18 protein-coding genes are annotated in these 15,823 nt (G+C 66.5%); 14 read left to right on the top strand and 4 right to left on the bottom strand.

The annotated features are described in order from the left end of the window. Positions 1-32 precede the first annotated feature (32 nt). Positions 33-1,364 (bottom strand): NupC/NupG family nucleoside CNT transporter, encoded by a 1,332-nt coding sequence (locus tag ASG11_RS00715; RefSeq protein WP_055774014.1) that lies wholly within the window; start codon positions 1,362-1,364, stop codon positions 33-35. Positions 1,365-1,499: 135 nt separating this feature from the next. Here ASG11_RS00715 and ASG11_RS00710 point away from each other — a divergent pair, with 135 nt between their 5' ends. From ASG11_RS00710 to ASG11_RS00685, 6 genes are all read left to right on the top strand, one after another. Continuing rightward, complete coding sequence (locus tag ASG11_RS00710) at positions 1,500-2,177, top strand: queuosine precursor transporter (protein ID WP_055774012.1); 678 nt, start codon at positions 1,500-1,502, stop codon at positions 2,175-2,177. Positions 2,178-2,425: 248 nt separating this feature from the next. Next, a complete protein-coding gene (argB, locus tag ASG11_RS00705) occupies positions 2,426-3,325 on the top strand; it encodes an acetylglutamate kinase (RefSeq protein ID WP_055774010.1) in 900 nt (299 codons plus the stop codon). A 95-nt stretch (positions 3,326-3,420) separates the two neighbouring features. Then, entirely contained in the window at positions 3,421-3,774 is a 354-nt protein-coding gene (locus ASG11_RS00700) for an energy transducer TonB family protein (RefSeq protein ID WP_055774009.1), read from the top strand. Positions 3,775-3,868: 94 nt separating this feature from the next. Then, positions 3,869-4,174 carry a YggT family protein gene (locus tag ASG11_RS00695; protein ID WP_055774007.1) on the top strand — a complete coding sequence of 102 codons (306 nt, stop codon included), beginning with the start codon at positions 3,869-3,871 and terminating at the stop codon, positions 4,172-4,174. A 39-nt stretch (positions 4,175-4,213) separates the two neighbouring features. Then, positions 4,214-5,089 (top strand): bifunctional methylenetetrahydrofolate dehydrogenase/methenyltetrahydrofolate cyclohydrolase FolD, encoded by an 876-nt coding sequence (folD, locus tag ASG11_RS00690; protein WP_055774005.1) that lies wholly within the window; start codon positions 4,214-4,216, stop codon positions 5,087-5,089. A gap of 7 nt (positions 5,090-5,096) precedes the next feature. After that, on the top strand, positions 5,097-5,717 hold the full coding sequence (locus ASG11_RS00685) for a MarC family protein (RefSeq protein WP_055774003.1): 621 nt from the start codon (positions 5,097-5,099) through the stop codon (positions 5,715-5,717). Between the two features lie 161 nt (positions 5,718-5,878). Here ASG11_RS00685 and ASG11_RS00680 read toward each other — a convergent pair whose 3' ends face one another. Beyond that, entirely contained in the window at positions 5,879-7,630 is a 1,752-nt protein-coding gene (locus ASG11_RS00680) for a hypothetical protein (protein WP_055779953.1), read from the bottom strand. 173 nt (positions 7,631-7,803) lie between these two features. Here ASG11_RS00680 and ASG11_RS00675 point away from each other — a divergent pair, with 173 nt between their 5' ends. Then, positions 7,804-8,187, top strand: a complete 384-nt coding sequence (locus tag ASG11_RS00675; protein ID WP_055774000.1) for a GtrA family protein — start codon at positions 7,804-7,806, stop codon at positions 8,185-8,187. A 14-nt stretch (positions 8,188-8,201) separates the two neighbouring features. Next, positions 8,202-8,933: a class I SAM-dependent methyltransferase gene (locus tag ASG11_RS00670; RefSeq protein WP_055779949.1), complete on the top strand. Its 732-nt coding sequence runs from the start codon at positions 8,202-8,204 to the stop codon at positions 8,931-8,933. 493 nt (positions 8,934-9,426) lie between these two features. Here ASG11_RS00670 and ASG11_RS00665 read toward each other — a convergent pair whose 3' ends face one another. Further along, entirely contained in the window at positions 9,427-10,461 is a 1,035-nt protein-coding gene (locus ASG11_RS00665; protein ID WP_055773999.1) for a glycosyltransferase family 2 protein, read from the bottom strand. Between the two features lie 94 nt (positions 10,462-10,555). Here ASG11_RS00665 and ASG11_RS00660 point away from each other — a divergent pair, with 94 nt between their 5' ends. Both ASG11_RS00660 and ASG11_RS00655 read left to right on the top strand, forming a co-directional pair. Continuing rightward, a complete protein-coding gene (locus tag ASG11_RS00660) occupies positions 10,556-10,792 on the top strand; it encodes a type II toxin-antitoxin system Phd/YefM family antitoxin (RefSeq protein ID WP_055773997.1) in 237 nt (78 codons plus the stop codon). Beyond that, on the top strand, positions 10,789-11,178 hold the full coding sequence (locus tag ASG11_RS00655) for a type II toxin-antitoxin system VapC family toxin (RefSeq protein ID WP_055773995.1): 390 nt from the start codon (positions 10,789-10,791) through the stop codon (positions 11,176-11,178). The genes ASG11_RS00660 and ASG11_RS00655 overlap by 4 nt, the downstream gene beginning before the upstream one ends. Here the strand turns inward: ASG11_RS00655 and ASG11_RS00650 are convergent. After that, positions 11,140-12,402 carry a dicarboxylate/amino acid:cation symporter gene (locus tag ASG11_RS00650; RefSeq protein WP_055773994.1) on the bottom strand — a complete coding sequence of 421 codons (1,263 nt, stop codon included), beginning with the start codon at positions 12,400-12,402 and terminating at the stop codon, positions 11,140-11,142. The two genes, ASG11_RS00655 and ASG11_RS00650, sit on opposite strands and share 39 nt — an antisense overlap. A gap of 76 nt (positions 12,403-12,478) precedes the next feature. Here ASG11_RS00650 and glmM point away from each other — a divergent pair, with 76 nt between their 5' ends. The 4 genes from glmM to ASG11_RS00630 all read left to right on the top strand — a co-directional run bounded on the left by glmM (position 12,479) and on the right by ASG11_RS00630 (position 15,764). Beyond that, positions 12,479-13,831, top strand: a complete 1,353-nt coding sequence (glmM, locus tag ASG11_RS00645; protein ID WP_055773992.1) for a phosphoglucosamine mutase — start codon at positions 12,479-12,481, stop codon at positions 13,829-13,831. Positions 13,832-13,984: 153 nt separating this feature from the next. Then, on the top strand, positions 13,985-14,209 hold the full coding sequence (locus ASG11_RS00640) for a DUF1272 domain-containing protein (protein WP_055773990.1): 225 nt from the start codon (positions 13,985-13,987) through the stop codon (positions 14,207-14,209). Positions 14,210-14,241: 32 nt separating this feature from the next. After that, entirely contained in the window at positions 14,242-15,117 is an 876-nt protein-coding gene (locus tag ASG11_RS00635) for a hydroxymethylpyrimidine/phosphomethylpyrimidine kinase family protein (protein ID WP_055779946.1), read from the top strand. Next, the gene (locus tag ASG11_RS00630) at positions 15,114-15,764 is read left to right on the top strand and encodes a ribonuclease HII (RefSeq protein WP_082472514.1); all 651 of its coding nucleotides are present in this window, start codon (positions 15,114-15,116) and stop codon (positions 15,762-15,764) included. Before ASG11_RS00635 ends, ASG11_RS00630 begins: the two co-directional genes overlap by 4 nt. Positions 15,765-15,823: the final 59 nt, after the last annotated feature.

The raw sequence follows: 15,823 nt of genomic DNA, 5'->3' as shown, positions 1-15,823 counted from the left end.
GGTGTCAGCCCCGCCGCTCATCCCGGTTCGTCCTACCCGATTAGCAACCCGGCCAGCGCCGCCGACATCAGGTTGGCCAGGCTCCCCGCCGCCAGCGCGCGCAGGCCGAGCCGCGCGATCATCGGGCGCTGGTTCGGGGCGAGGCTGCCCGTCACCGCCATCTGGATCGCGATCGAGCTGAAATTGGCGAAGCCGCACAGCGAGAAGGTCACCACCGCCACCGTCCGCGGGCTCAGGCCGTTCTGCGCGCCGAGGCTAATATAGGCGACGAATTCGTTGAGCACGATCTTCTGCCCGAACAACCCGCCGGCGATTCCCGCCTCGCTCCACGGCACGTTGAGCAGGAACATGATCGGCGCGAAGACATAGCCGAGCAGCCCCTGGAAGCTGAGCTGCGGATAGCCGAACCACGCGCCCACGCCGCCGAGCAGGCCGTTGGCGAGCGCCACGAGCGCCACGAACGCCAGCACCATCGCGCCGACCGCGACGGCCAGCTTCACGCCGGTCTGCGCGCCCTGCGCCGCGGCCATGATGATGTTGGCCGGCTTCTCCTCGTCGTGCGTGGCCTGGGGCAGCGGTTCGCCGGGCACGCTTTCGGCGATCAACGCCGCCGGGCCGATCCCGCCGCTGCGCGTCTCGGCGAGCTTGATCTGGCGATCCTCGTCGGGCAGGTCGCCGAGCGGCAATTCCCCGTCCGGCGGCACGACGCGGTCGGGCATGATGATCTTCGCCATCAGGATGCCGCCCGGCGCGGCCATGAAGCTGGCGGCGAGCAGATAATCGATCCGAATGCCCATCGACGCATAGGCGGCCAGGATGGTGCCCGCCACGCCGGCCATGCCGCTGGTCATCACGGTGAACAATTGCGCCGGGGTCAGTCCCGCCAGATACGGCCGGATGACGAGCGGCGATTCGCTCTGCCCGACGAAGATGTTCGCCGCCGCGCACAGCGATTCCACCTTCGATACGCCGATCACCCATTCGATCGCCCCGCCCACCCAGCGCACGATCAGCTGCATCAACCCCAGATAATAGAGGATCGACACCAGGCTGGCGAAGAAGATGATCACCGGCAGCGCCGCGATGGCGAAGCTCTGGCCGCCGATTTCGGGCGTGGCCATCTTGCCGAACAGGAATTCGGTGCCCTTCTGCGAATAGCCGAGCAGATTGGCGACGCCGCCGGACATTTCGCCGAGGATCATCTTGCCCGCGCTCGAATAGAGCACGAGCACGGCGATGCCGGCCTGTAGCGCGAACGCCGCGCCGACCACGCGCAGGCGGATCGCGCGCCGGTCGCTCGACAGCAGCACCGCGATGCCGAGGATCACGGCAATGCCTGCCAGACCGATCAAGAACCTGTTCATCGTACTCAATATTCCCCGCTTTGGCCGAAGCTTCGCAGCTTTGGCACGCATTCCGCAACCGATTTGTGCGCCGCACCCCCAGCCGCGCCACCCAAGCGGATTGACGCGCGCCCCGGAACCGGTAGCGTCGGCGCGATGGAAACCGCTACCCTCAAGATGCCGCGTTCGCTCTTCGTCTTCTCGATCTTCTATGGCGGCATGGTCTGTATTGCCGGCGTACTCGGCAACAAGCAGGTGTCGCTTGGCCCATTGTCGGCGATCGGGCCGATCTTCGGGCTGGGGCCTTTGGCGGTCGAGGCCGGCATCTTCGCGTTTCTTCTGCTCGTCATCGTATCGAGCGCGGTCGCGGAATTGCATGGGCCGAAGGTCGCCAATCAGCTCGTCCGGATCGGCTTCATTCCGTTGATCGTATCGATCCTGTTGTCGTGGATCGTGCATATCCTGCCGGCTTCCCCCGATATGCAGCCCGCCAATCGCGATGCGATCCAGCTGGTGCTGGGGGCGACGTGGCGCATCTGGCTCGGCGGGATCGTCGCCTATGGCATTTCCCAGACGCTGAACGTGACGATCTTCGCGGCGCTCAAGGGGCGCGAGGGCAGCAAGCTGCTCTGGTTCCGCGCGGCGAGCGCCAGCGTCCTCAGCCAGATCGTCGATACCTTGCTGTTCGCGACGATCGCTTTCTACGGCGTCTTCCCGATCGGCGAACTGATCGCTGGACAGATGCTCGCCAAGATAACGCTGTCGGTCCTGCTCGTGCCGCCACTGATTTATCTCGTCGTCGCGATCGGGCGACGGCTGGACCGGATGGCCTGAACTTCCCGTCATCCCAGCGCAGGCTGGGATCTCCCGGAGGCGCGCAGTGCGCCCGCCCCACCGAGACCCCAGCCTTCGCTGGGGTGACGTTAGAGGAGCGCGGCCCAGTCCCATTCCCGGCTGTGCCGAGCTTGTCGAAGCACTGCCCTTCCTTTCTGCCGCCGGGAAGAAAGGCGGTCCTGCGACAGGCGCAGGACGGACGGCACTTGGGGTTGGGGTTCGCGCGAGTATCGCATAATAGGCAGCCCATGACCGATCACACTCCCGCGCCGGCGCTCCTCGCCAAGGCCGAAACGCTCGTCGAGGCGCTGCCCTATCTGCAGCGCTACGCCGGGCAGACCTTCGTCGTGAAATATGGCGGCCACGCGATGGGCAGCCCGGAATTGCAGCGCGACTTCGCCGAGGATGTCGTGCTGCTCAAGGCGGTCGGCATCAACCCGGTCGTCGTGCATGGCGGGGGGCCGCAGATCGGCGCGATGCTCAAGCGGCTCGGCGTCGAATCGCGCTTCGTCGATGGCCTGCGCGTGACGGATGCCGAGACCGCGCAGATCGCCGAGATGGTCCTCGCCGGCAGCATCAACAAGGAAATCGTCGGCTGGATCGGCCAGGCCGGCGGCCGCGCGGTCGGGCTGTCGGGCAAGGATGCCGGCTTCGTCACCGCCGAGAAGGTCGAGCGCAGCACGCCGGACAAGCTGCAGGGGATCGAACGGCATGTCGATCTCGGGTTCGTCGGCGAACCCGTCGGCGTCGACCGGCGGATCATCGACACCCTGTCCGCCGCCGGGATCATCCCGGTGATCGCGCCGATCGCGATCGGCGCGGACGGGCACACCTACAACATCAACGCCGATACGATGGCCGGCGCGATCGCGGCGGCGCTGGGCGCGTCGCGCTTCTTCCTGCTCACCGACGTGGTCGGCGTGCTCGACAAGCAGGGCGAACTGCTCACCGATCTCGACCCTGCGCGGATCGCCGAGCTGCGCGCCGACGGCACCGTCACCGGCGGCATGATCCCGAAGCTGGAAACCTGCGTCACCGCGGTCGAGGCCGGGGTGGATGCGGCGGTGATCATCGACGGCCGCGTGCCGCACGGCATGCTGCTGGAGATCTTCACCCGCGAGGGCGCGGGCACGCTCGTGCATCGCTGAGCGCATCCCGCTGTCGCCAAACGGTAACCCTGCGGTAGCGTAAGCATCACATCGGCGGCGTATCCTGCAGATCCCCGAAGCAGGAGTGCCCCCTCATGCCCGCCGATGATCTGAACCGCTGGATCGCCGATCTCGCCAATGCCATCGCCCGCGCCACCGCGCAGGATCCGATGAGCCCCGAACACCGCTACCGCACCGGCGTCGTGATGCTCGCCTTCAAGGTCTATCCCGATGGCGGCATCGCCGACATCCGCGTCGTCGGATCGTCGGGCGAGGACAGCCTGGATCGCCGCGCCGTCGCCAAGCTGCGCCGTGCCGATCCGCTGCCCGCCGGCCCGGAAGAGGCGCGCGCGCGTGGCCATGTCGCGGTCGTGAGCGTCGCCGAACGCATCCTGACGCCCGCGCACTGCGCCGTTCCGGGCAAGATCCGGGCCTTCGCCACCGTCTGACGGACCGCGCGCCGCGGCAAATGACGCGAAGGTGTTGTTCCCCGATGGCCGCATGCGCTATCGGGGAACGACAAGGCCTATCCGGAGACCGTCATTGCTCGTCATCCTGCGTATCGTCATGGTGCTCCTGAACGTCGTCTGGTGGATCATCATCATCCAGGCGATCCTGTCCTGGCTGATCGCCTTCAACGTGATCAACACGTCCAACGATATGGTGCGCACCGTGTGGGAGGCGCTGCGACGCATGACCGAGCCGCTGTACCGACCGATCCGGCGCATCCTGCCCGATTTCGGCGCGCTCGATCTGTCGCCTCTGGTCGTGCTGCTGATCCTCTACATCCTGATGAACATCGTCATCCCCTCGCTGGCGGTGCAATTCTATCCCGTCCCCACCGCCTGAGGTAGCGAAGACGCGCGCGCCGCTCTATGAGGCGGCGCCATGAGCGCAGAGATTATCGATGGAAAGGCCTTCGCCGCGCGCCTGCGCGGGCGGATCGGCGAACGGGTCGCGGCCTTTCACGCGGTCAGCGGGCGCGTGCCCGGCCTAGCCGTCGTGCTGGTCGGCGAGGATGCGGCAAGCGCGGTCTATGTCCGCTCCAAGGGCAAGGCGACTCGCGAGGCGGGAATGCAAAGCTTCGAGCATCGTCTGCCCGCCGATGTCGATCAGGACGATCTGCTCGCGCTGATCGATACGCTGAACGGCGATCCGCAAATCGACGGCATCCTCGTCCAGCTGCCGCTGCCGCCGCACATCGACGAGCGGCTGGTGACGATCCGGATCGATCCCGAAAAGGATGTCGACGGCTTCCACCCGGTCAATGCCGGGCGGCTGGCGACCGGGCTGGACGGCTTCGTGCCGTGCACGCCCTATGGCTGCGTCATGCTCCTCAAGGATACGCTCGGCGATCTCGCGGGGCTGGACGCGGTGGTGATCGGGCGCTCGAACATCGTCGGCAAGCCGATGGCGCAATTGCTGATCGCCGAAAGCTGCACCGTGACGGTCGCGCATTCGCGCACGCGCGATCTGGCCAGCGTGGTCGCGCGCGCCGATATCGTCGTCGCGGCGGTCGGGCGGCCGGAAATGATCAAGGGCGAGTGGATCAAGCCCGGCGCGACCGTGATCGACGTCGGCATCAACCGCACCGAAGCCGGGCTGGTCGGCGATGTCGATTTCGCCGGCGCGATGAGCGTGGCGCGCGCGGTGACGCCGGTGCCGGGCGGCGTCGGCCCGATGACGATCGCGTGCCTGCTGCGCAACACGCTGATCTCGGCGCACCGCCGCGACGGCGTGCCGTTCGACCCGTCCGGCCTATAATACTGACATGATCGAACTCTACATCTCGTCGCTGATCACCTTCTTCGTGGTGATCGATCCGCCCGGCTGTGCGCCGATCTACGCCGGGCTGACAACGGGCGCGAGCGCCGTGCAGCGCCGGGGGATGGCGGTGCGCGCGGTGCTGGTGGCGAGCGCGATCCTTTTGGTCTTCGCGCTGTTCGGCGAGGCGTTGCTGAAGGGCCTCGGCATCAACCTCGCGTCGTTCCGGATCGCGGGCGGCATCATGCTGTTCCTGATCGCGCTGGAAATGGTGTTCGAAAAACGCACCGAACGACGCGAGGATCGCGCCGCAAAGGTCGCCGCGACGCCCGAAGTGGAGGACGTCTCGATCTTCCCGATGGCGATGCCGATGATCGCCGGGCCGGGATCGATCGCCTCGGTCATGCTGCTGATGGGGCGCACCCAGGGGCTGGAAGCGTCGCTCGTCGTCTTGGGGTCGCTGGCAACGATCCTGTTGCTGACGCTGCTGGCATTGCTCGCCGCCGGGCCGATCATGCGCGTGCTGGGCGCGAAGATCGAGGCGGTGATCACGCGCCTGCTCGGCGTGCTGCTCGCCGCGCTTGCGGTGCAGTTCGTGATCGACGGAATCCGCATCAGCCTGACCTGATCGGTTATCGCGCGCCGTTCCAAAGGTCGTCATCCCGGACTTGATCCGGGATCCAACGTGCCGCACGGGCGATCCTCACGGTTCTACGCCGTGGCTTGCCGCCCGTTGGATCCCGGATCGCGTCCGGGATGACGGCAGTATTCCCGGAAAGCGTTCGAGCCTCACCTGATCCGCCACAGCCGGAATGGAGACTTGGCCGGCAACGGCAATTGCTCCAGCCAAACCGGTGTCTTCCCATGCGCCAGCTGGTCGTAGAATCCACCCGGATTGCGCGCGCGGTACACGGTCGATTCGGCCATGTTCGGGCACACCAGCAGCATCGTCGCGCCATATTTGCGGGCGATCGCGCGGAAATTCTCCGGCGTTCGCGAGAACGCGTGCTGCACGTCGAGAATCTGTTCGCCGTTGCGATGATACGGCCCGGCGATCGCATCGTGATGCGTCAGCACGATCAGGCGCGGGCCGAGATCGACGAACGTCATGATCGTCTGTTTCGGATAGCGGTCCAGCGGCTTCATCGCCGGCAGCGTCATGCACAGGCCGGTCGAGCGGTTGACGACGTTGGTCCGCTTGCTGGCCGGCGCGACCTGATAGGCGAAGCGGTGTCCGAACAGCGTGAAATCGATCGGCTTCAGCACGTAGCCGACGAACATGCCCGACACGACCAGGAACGCGATCACGGTGCCGAACACGCGGATCAGCATCGATTTCGAATTCAGGCACCAGGGGAGAATGACCCACGCCAGGGCCACCGCGCCCGGCACCGCGAGCAACTGCGCCGCCGGCCCCGCGCGGGTCTGCCACAGCAGCATCGCGCCGGCGAAGGCCACGAACATCAGCACCGGCACCCAGCCGGTGATGTTCGGCGCACGCCGCGCGCGCCACGTCGCGATCGCCGCGCCGAGGATCCCGATCACCGGCAGCGCGACGATCGTGAAGGCCATGCGGAACGGGTGCTGGTAGACCGGCTTCGCTTCCTTGACGTTGTCGAGCCAGGTGCGCGCCAGTTCGGGCGACACCTGTTCCGGCCGGCCTAGGCATTGCGGGAACAGCCAGCCGAACCCGCCGCCGACGATCCCGGCGGCGATCAGCGCCAGTACGAGCCGTTGCCAGCGCGCCGCCGGGCCGAACCGTCCCATCGCGAACAGGAACGCCCCGCCGACCACCATAACGCTCAGCCACACCGGCGTCAGCGCATCGCAGCGCAATACCTGATTGGCGTTGGAGGCGAACAGCACGAAGCCGATCGCGCTACCTGCCGCGAGCGTCAGCGCATAGACCATCAGCCGCTGCGCCTCGGCCCGGTCCCACACCCAGCGCAGGCCGATGATCGCGCCGGCCATCGCGGCATAAGGCAGCATCTCCAGCCCGATGCTGAGCGAGAAGGCGCTGGCGCAGCCGACGATCGCCCCGCCGCGTGCCTGCCGCGGATCGGACAGGCCGGCCACCGTCAGGCTGAGCATCGCGAGCTGCCAGCCGTGATGATCGACGCGGTCGGGCATGAACATCAGCATCGTCGCGGTGGCGCCGATCAGGAACACGATCGCCATTGGCCAAGCGACCGGGCTGACCAATCGCCGCACCGTCGCGGCCAAACCGATCATCGCGATCGACAGCGGCAGCAGCGGCGCGACGCCGCACGCCAGCCGCTCCGCCTCGCCCGTGCCGAAGAACGGGCGCAGCAGCAAAATCATTGCCGCGATCGGCAGATCGACGATGCGGCTCCAATGGATGTCGAAGCCCCGGGGCGGGCTGAGCCGGTACTGGCGCAGGTCGTACCAGCCCTGCCCGTCGAGCAAGGCGCGCACCTGCGCCAGGCGCATATTGTCGTCCGTATCGCCCAGCGACAGCCAGTGGATCGCGTTCCAGCGATCGAACAGATACCACAGGACCAGCAGGCCCCACGCGATCATCGTCAGGCGCAGCCAGTGGCGGTCGAGTTCCTCTCGCAACTGCACGCCGGATTTTACGCTATCGTTCAAAATGCTTTCCTCGCCCCCGTCCGCGCTCTAGTGCGGCCCGCGTAAAGGGCAAGACACGCGTGAACGGGATCATCAGACAGTTCGATAGCCTCAGGGCGAGCGGAATGCTCGGCCAGCTGATCCGCTTCGCCATCGCCGGTGTCATCTCGACCGCGATCTACACCGCGGTGTATCTGCCGCTGTCGGCGCATGTCTTCGCGCCCAAGCATGCGGTGTTCGCCGTGCCGTTCGCCTTCGCCGTCGCGGTGGTCGCGGGTTTCTTCCTCCACAGCGCGTGGAGCTTCAAGGGGCATGGCACGCGCGACACGAGCGGCAGGCAGCACGCGAAGTTCATTGCGGTGCAGGGTTTCGGGCTGGTGCTCAACGCGCTGTTCACCTGGATTCTGACCGGGCCGTTCCATCAGCCGAACTGGGTCCCGCTGATCCCGGTCTTGCTGGTCACGCCGATCGCGACCTTCGCGCTCAACCGGCAATGGGTATTCGGCTGAAATGGCCAAAATCGATGGATAGAATCGTCTACGATCGCATGGCCGCGCATGATTCCACCCATTGGTGGTATCGCGCCCGCCGCGACATCCTCGCCGATTATCTGACGCGCGAGGGCAACCTGCCCGACCAGGCGCGCATTCTCGAGATCGGCTGCGGCACCGGCCACAATCTGCCGATGCTCGCGAGCTTCGGTGCGGTCGACGCGATCGAGATCGATCCCGCCGCGCGCGACATCGCCTCGCTGCGTCTCGGCCGCGCCGTCAGCGCCGCGCCGCTGCCGATCCTGCCGGGGGTGGAGCGCGGCGCCTATGATCTGATCGCTGTGCTGGACGTGGTCGAGCATATCGAGGACGACGTCGCCGCGCTGAAGGCGATGGCGAGCTGCCTGAAGCCCGGCGGCAAGATCCTGATCACCGTTCCCGCGCATCAATGGCTGTGGAGCGCGCACGACGTGGTCAATCACCACCACCGGCGCTATTCGAAGAAGACGCTGATCGCCGCGATCCGTAAGGCCGGTCTGGAGCCCAAGAAGCTCGGCTACTTCAACTCGCTGCTCTTCCCGCTCGCCGCCACCGCCCGCCTGCTCGGCCGGATGACCGGCCGCGACGACAGCGACGATTCGCCGCCGCCCAAGGCGGTGAACAGCCTGTTCGAAACGATCTTCCGCCTGGAACGGCACTTGGTCGGTCGCGTGCCGATGTCGCCGGGCGTGTCGATCATCACGCTGGCGATGCCGAAGGTCTAGAACTGATCGACATTCAGCCTTTCTTCGTCACCCCGGACCCGTTCCGGGGTCCACCAGGCGGCTTTCGACACGAAGAGTGCATTGAACGGCGAGTTTGCGGCACGGTGGACTTCGGAACAGGTCCGGGGTGACGGTGAGCAGAAAGCAAAAATTGCCTCGCAACGACTGAATGTCGATCGGCCCTAGAGCACGATGACTTTGGTTTGAATCGCCTTCCCTCCATCGTCATTCCCGCGAAGGCGGGAATCCATACTGGCTGATCCGAGTGAGTCTCACAAAGTGCGATGACTATGGATTCCCGCCTTCGCGGGAATGACGGAGCATGGGGTTCAAGCTTATGTCATCACACTCTAGGCGATAAGGGCAGTTGGATTGCGCCGCTCTCCGCCGTTCGCCCTGAGCCTGTCGAAGGGCGTGCCCAAAGCGCGCCGGCTCGTTCATGGCACGTGCTTCGACAAGCTCGGCATGAACGGGGATATGGGCTGCGCTTATGCTATTCCGCCGACCGCGAGATCATCGCCTCCACCGGCCCCGGCGGCACGCTCGTCGCCACCCGGGGTTCCGCGCGATAGCCCAGGGTCGCGGTGCCCTGCACCGGCCCGGCGATATCCGACACCAGATACAGCGGCCGCCGCTTCGATTCCACGTACAGCCGCCCGAGATATTCGCCGATCATCCCCAGCACGAACATCTGCACCGCGCCGATCGCGACGACGATCAGCATCGTCGAGGTCCAGCCCTGCACCGCGCTGCCACTGAAGAACCCGATCGCGATATAGACGAACAGCAAAGCCGACAGGCCGGTCAGCGCCAGGCCGATATGGCTGGCGAAGCGCAAGGGTGCCGTCGAGAATCCCGTCACCGCATCGAACGCCAGGCGCACCATCTTGCCGAGCGGGTAATTGGTCTCGCCGGCATGGCGCTCGGCCCGGTCGTAGAGGAACGGCACCTGGCGGAAGCCGATCCACGCCACCATCCCGCGTATGAAGCGCGCCTGTTCAGGCAGGCTGAGAAACGCATCCAGCGCGCGGCGGCTCATCAGGCGGAAATCGCCGGTGTCGAGCGGGATCGGCGTGTCGGTCAACCGGTCCAGCATGCGGTAGAAGATCGCGGCGGTCAGCTTCTTGAACACCGTCTCGCCCTCGCGCTTGCGGCGCACCGCATAGACGACGTCGGCGTCCTGCGCCGCCATCGTCGCGCGCATTTCGGCGAGCAGTTCGGGCGGATCCTGCAGATCGGCGTCGATGATCAGGATCTGCTGCCCGGCGCACAGGTCCAGCCCCGCCGTCAGCGCCAGTTGGTGGCCGTGGTTGCGCGACAGGTTGATCGCGACCAGATGCGGATCGGCGGCGGCCAGGCGCTGCATCGCCGGCCAGCTCTCGTCCTTCGATCCGTCGTTGATCAGGACGATCTCGTAATCCTCGCCCACTGCCGCCCGCGCCGCGCCCGAAATGCGCGCGTGGAGCAGGTCGAGGCAGGCGGCTTCGTTATAGCAGGGGACGACGATGGACAGCGCGGGACGGTTCATGCCGCCTGCAATAGCGCGGCCGGCGCGCGCCGTCACTTGCGAGATTGTGCCTGGCGACCAACTTAGCTATGTTGCTTAGCTAAGGAGATGTCCGATGGCGACGGTCGTGAAGATGCATGAGGCCAAGACCAATCTGTCCAGCCTGGTCGCGCGCGCGCTGGCCGGCGAGGACATCGTGATCGCGCGGGGCGACAAGCCGCAGGTGAAATTGGTGCCGGTGGAGGGAAAACCAAAGCGGGAATTCGGGTCGATGAAGGGGCAGTTTGCGATCGACGATCGTTTCTTCGAGCCACTGCCCGAGGAAGAGCTTGCTGCCTGGGAGGGTAAATGAAGCTTCTGCTCGATACCCATGCACTGCTCTGGTTTCTGCTCGGCGATCTGAAATTGAGCCATCCGGCCCGCGCGGCGATCGAATACGATGACAATATAATTCTGGTCAGCGCGGTTTCGGCGATGGAAATCTCGACGAAATACCGGATAGGCAAATTGCCTGAGGCGGCTGAGATCGCGGGGCGATTGGCTACAATCGTGCCGGCTCGCGGGTTTCAGGGCTTGGACATCACGGTGGCGCATGGCGATCTCGCTGGATCGTTACCGTTCGATCACCGGGACCCGTTCGACCGCCTGCTCATCGCGCAGGCCCAGATCGAGCAGGCGCTGCTGGTGTCCAACGAAGTCCTATTCGATCGCTTCGGCGCCCGTCGCCTCTGGGATTGAGGCCGGGCCCCGCCGCGCCAGCGTGACGGTGGTCGCGAGGTCCATCATCACGTTGCCCAGGGTGCGCACGATATCGGGGATCGTCTCGACCGCCACCAGCAGCCCGAGCGGCGCGACCGGCGCGCCGATCGCCGAGGCGACGGGGGCGATCGCGCTGACATAGCTGACCGTGCCGGGCAGGCTGACCGATCCCAGCGAGGTGAGCGTTGCCACGATCGCGCCGACCGCCAGCGTCGCGGGCGACAGCGGCACCTGGAACCAGATCGCGATATAGATCGCCACCGCGAAATTCATCGCCGGGCCGGTCGCACGGAAGATCGCGACGGCCAGCGGCAGCGTCACGCCGGAGGTCGTCACCGGCACGCCCATCTCGCTCGCGCCCTCGACCATCGCCGGCAGCGAGGCGAGCGAGCTTTGCGTGCTCACCGCCACCGCCTGCGCCGGAAGCGCGGCCTTGATGTAACGCGAAATACCGATCCGCCCGCCGAACACCGCCAGCGGATAGGCGCAGAGCGATACGGTGAGGCCGACCGCCGCGATCGTCAGGATGTAGTGGATCAGCGCCCCGAACGCGCCCGTTCCGGCCTTAGCACCGACAACCAGCGCCAGCGCGAACACGCCGACCGGGCCGATCCACAGGATCCAGTCGATCACCACCAGCATCGTATCGCGCACCGCGGTGAAGAAGGCGACGAGCAGCGTGCGCGACGTGGCGGCGACCCGGCTCATCGCGAACGCGAAGATCAGGGAGAAGATGATCAGCGACAGAAAGGCATTCTCCGCCGCCGCCTTGACCACGTTGGAGGGGATGACGGCAGCGATGAATTCGCCCAGCGGCGGGATCGGCCCGATTTTCTCCGCGCCGATCATCGCCGCGCGCAGGGCGGCGGCCGAATCGACCGGCAGCGGCACGATCTCGAGGAACAGCGGCGTCAGGATCGCGGCCGAGACCGCCGACAGGAACAGGATCACGACGTACATCGCGATCGCGCGCCCCGCGAGCCGCCCGGCCTGCGCCGCTTCCGCTGTCGCCGCCACGCCGGTGATCAGCAGCGCCACGACCAGCGGCACGATCGTCATCTGCAACGCGTTCAGCCAGGCGGTGCCGATCGGCTGCGCGACCAGCACGACGCCATCCACGCTGCCATGCGCGAACGCGGCCAGCGCGATGCCGGCGATCAGCCCGACGATCAGCGCGAGCAGGATACGGGTGGCTTGCGACATGCAGATCCTTCGATATGGCGGTAAGAGACGATAAGGCGTTAGGAATACGCCGACATAGCGGACGGGAAGCCGAGGAATGGCAAGAAAATATTTCGGTACCGACGGCATTCGTGGCGTGACCAACGGCGCGAACATGACCGCGGCGATGGCGATGAGGGTCGGCATGGCGGCCGGCGCGCACTTCCGGCGCGGCGATCATCGCCACCGCGTGGTGATCGGCAAGGATACGCGGCTGTCGGGCTATATGCTCGAAAACGCGATGGTCGCGGGCTTCACCTCGGTCGGCATGGACGTGGTTCTGCTCGGGCCGATGCCGACGCCGGCGGTGGCGATGCTGACTCAGTCGATGCGCGCCGACATGGGCGTGATGATCTCGGCCAGCCACAATCCGTACGGCGACAACGGGATCAAGCTGTTCGGCCCGGACGGCTACAAGTTGAGCGACGAGGACGAACTGGCGATCGAGGCGCTGATCGATGATGCGGCAGGCGGCGACATCGCGCTCGCCGCCCCCTCGGACATCGGTCGCGCGCGCCGCGTGGACGACGCGCAGGGCCGCTACATCCACTTCGCCAAATCGACCTTTCCGGAGGATCTGACGCTCGACGGGCTGAAGATCGTCGTCGATTGCGCCAATGGCGCCGGCTATCAGGTCGCGCCCTCGGCGCTGTGGGAGCTGGGCGCGGAGGTCATCTCGCTCGGCGTGTCGCCCAACGGCAAGAACATCAACGACGGCGTCGGATCGACCGCGCCGGACCTGTTGTGCGAGACGGTGGTGGCCTCCGGCGCGCACCTCGGCATCGCGCTGGACGGCGATGCCGACCGGCTGATCGTGGTCGACGAAAAGGGCCATGTGGTGGATGGCGACCAGCTGATGGCGACGATCGCCAGCGGCTATGCGCGCGCCGGGCGGCTCAGGAATGGCGGCATCGTCGCGACGGTGATGTCGAACCTCGGGCTCGAACGGCATCTCGCGGCGCAGGGCATCGGCCTGATCCGCACCGCGGTCGGCGATCGCCACGTGCTCGAGGCGATGCGCGCCAAGGGCTATAATGTCGGCGGCGAGCAGAGCGGACACATCATCCTGTCGGATTACGCGACCACCGGCGACGGGCTGGTCGCGGCGTTGCAGGTGCTGGCCGAACTGGCCTGGGCGCAGGTGCCGGCCAGCGAGTTGCTCCACCGCTTCGAGCCGCTGCCGCAATTGCTCAAGAACGTGCGCTTCAAGGGCGGCAAGCCGTTGGAGGCCGAGGCGGTCAAGACGGTGATCGCCGAGGCCGAGGCGGAACTGGCCGGGCGCGGTCGGCTGGTGATCCGTCCCTCGGGCACCGAACCGGTGATCCGCGTGATGGCCGAGGGCGACGATTCGGCACAGGTCACTCGCCTGGTGGACCGGATCTGCGACGCGGTACGCGTGGCGGCGGAGTAGTTCGCCGCCGCCGCTTCGCCAAATCGTCATCCCAGCGCAGGCTGGGATCTCAATGTGGCGCGCGCAGCCTTAGCCCCACAAATATCCCAGCCTGCGCTGGGATGACGTTTGGGGCGGGATGACGAACGGGGCGGGAGCGGCTAGAGCGGGGTTATGCTCGAAATGCGCCCCGATTGCGAACGCTGCGGCATCGATCTGCCGGCCCAGGCGCCCGGCGCGTTCATCTGTTCGTTCGAATGCACCTTCTGCACCGATTGCGCCGATGCGCTCGACGAACGCTGCCCCAATTGCGGCGGCGAGTTGATGGATCGCCCGGCGCGCACCGGCAAGGCGCTCGCCCGAAACCCGGCCTCGACCGTCCGCACCTTCAAGGGCTGATCCGCGTGACCCCGGACATCCCGATCCCCCGCATCCTGATCCCCCGCATCCTGATCATCGCCGGGTCCGATTCGGGCGGCGGTGCCGGCATCCAGGCCGATATCAAGACCGTGACCATGCTCGGCGGGCATGCGATGACCGCGATCACCGCGATCACCGCCCAGAACACCCTGGGCGTGCAGGCGGTGCATATGGTGCCGACCGAGATCGTCCTGGCGCAGATCGAATCCTGCGTGTCGGACATCGGCGTGGATGCGGTGAAGATCGGCATGATCGGATCGGCGGAGACGGCAAACGCCGTGGCCGATAGACTGGCGGCGCTCGATGTTTCGATCGTGTTCGATCCGGTGATGGTGGCGACGAGTGGTTCGGTGCTGGCGGATGCGGCGACGATCGCGGCGTTCGAACGGCTGACGCGGATTGCAACATTGGTTACGCCGAATTTCCCCGAATTGGCGGCCCTACACGCCACCCTCTCCCCCGTTATCGATAAACTCTCCCCCGTCCGTGCTGAGCCTGTCGAAGCACTGCCCTTTTCTTGCGCGGTCGATCAGGAGGACAGTGCTTCGACAAGCTCAGCACGGACGGGAATTGGGTTGGCGGCGGCTTTCGATACCGCTGTGCTGGTAAAAGGCGGCCACACCGACACCGCCGACGTCACCGACATCCTCTACGCCCCGGACGGCGAGATCGCCCGCTGGAGCGCACCACGCATCCACACCACCAGCACGCACGGCACCGGCTGCACGTTGGCCAGCGCGATCGCCACCGGCCTCGGGCAGGGGATGGCACTGCCCGAGGCGATCGAACGGGCGATCCGCTTCGTCCGCCGAGCGCTGGAAGCGGCACCCGGTCTTGGCCAGGGTCACGGCCCGATGGGTCAGCAATCGGTGACGGATTTCCAATGACGCGCGCCACCCCGAAACCCGCTCCCAAAAACGGTCAACGCCCCGGCCTCCGCCATGAAAAGCTCTGCCTGGCCCCCGTCGCGGGCGTGGACGAGGCCGGGCGCGGGCCGCTTGCCGGGCCGGTCGTCGCGGCGGCGGTGATCCTGCCGGACAAGGGCATCCCGCGCGGGATCGACGATTCGAAGAAGCTCGGCCACGCCGAACGCACCCGGCTGCACGATCGGCTGCGCGGGTGCGCGCGGATCGGGGTCGGCATCGTCGAAGCGGACGAGATCGACGCGCTCAACATCTATTGGGCGACGATGAAGGCGATGACGCTCGCGGTCGAGGCGCTGATTCGCGACGGCGGCTGCATGCCCGGCCATGTGCTGGTCGACGGCAATCGCCTGCCGCGCTGGAGCTATGCCGCGACGCCGATCGTCTCGGGCGATGCGATCAGTCTGTCGATCGCCGCCGCCTCGATCGTCGCCAAGCACACCCGCGACACGATCATGATCGCGCATGCCGAGACCTATCCGGTCTACAATTGGCATTCGAACAAGGGCTATGGCTGCCGTCATCATCTCGCCGCGCTGCGCGAACACGGGCCGACACCGCTGCATCGGCGCAGCTTCGGCCCCGTCGCGCAGGCCTGGCTCGATCTTTGATCGCCAATCCTCGGCCCTGAGTCTTTTGCGCCACACCCCACCGCTTGGGGGCTGTGGAT

The organism is Sphingomonas sp. Leaf357 (genome assembly GCF_001423845.1).
In the GTDB taxonomy this organism is placed as follows: Bacteria; Pseudomonadota; Alphaproteobacteria; order Sphingomonadales; family Sphingomonadaceae; genus Sphingomonas.
This window is presented reverse-complemented; position numbering and strand designations above follow the sequence as displayed.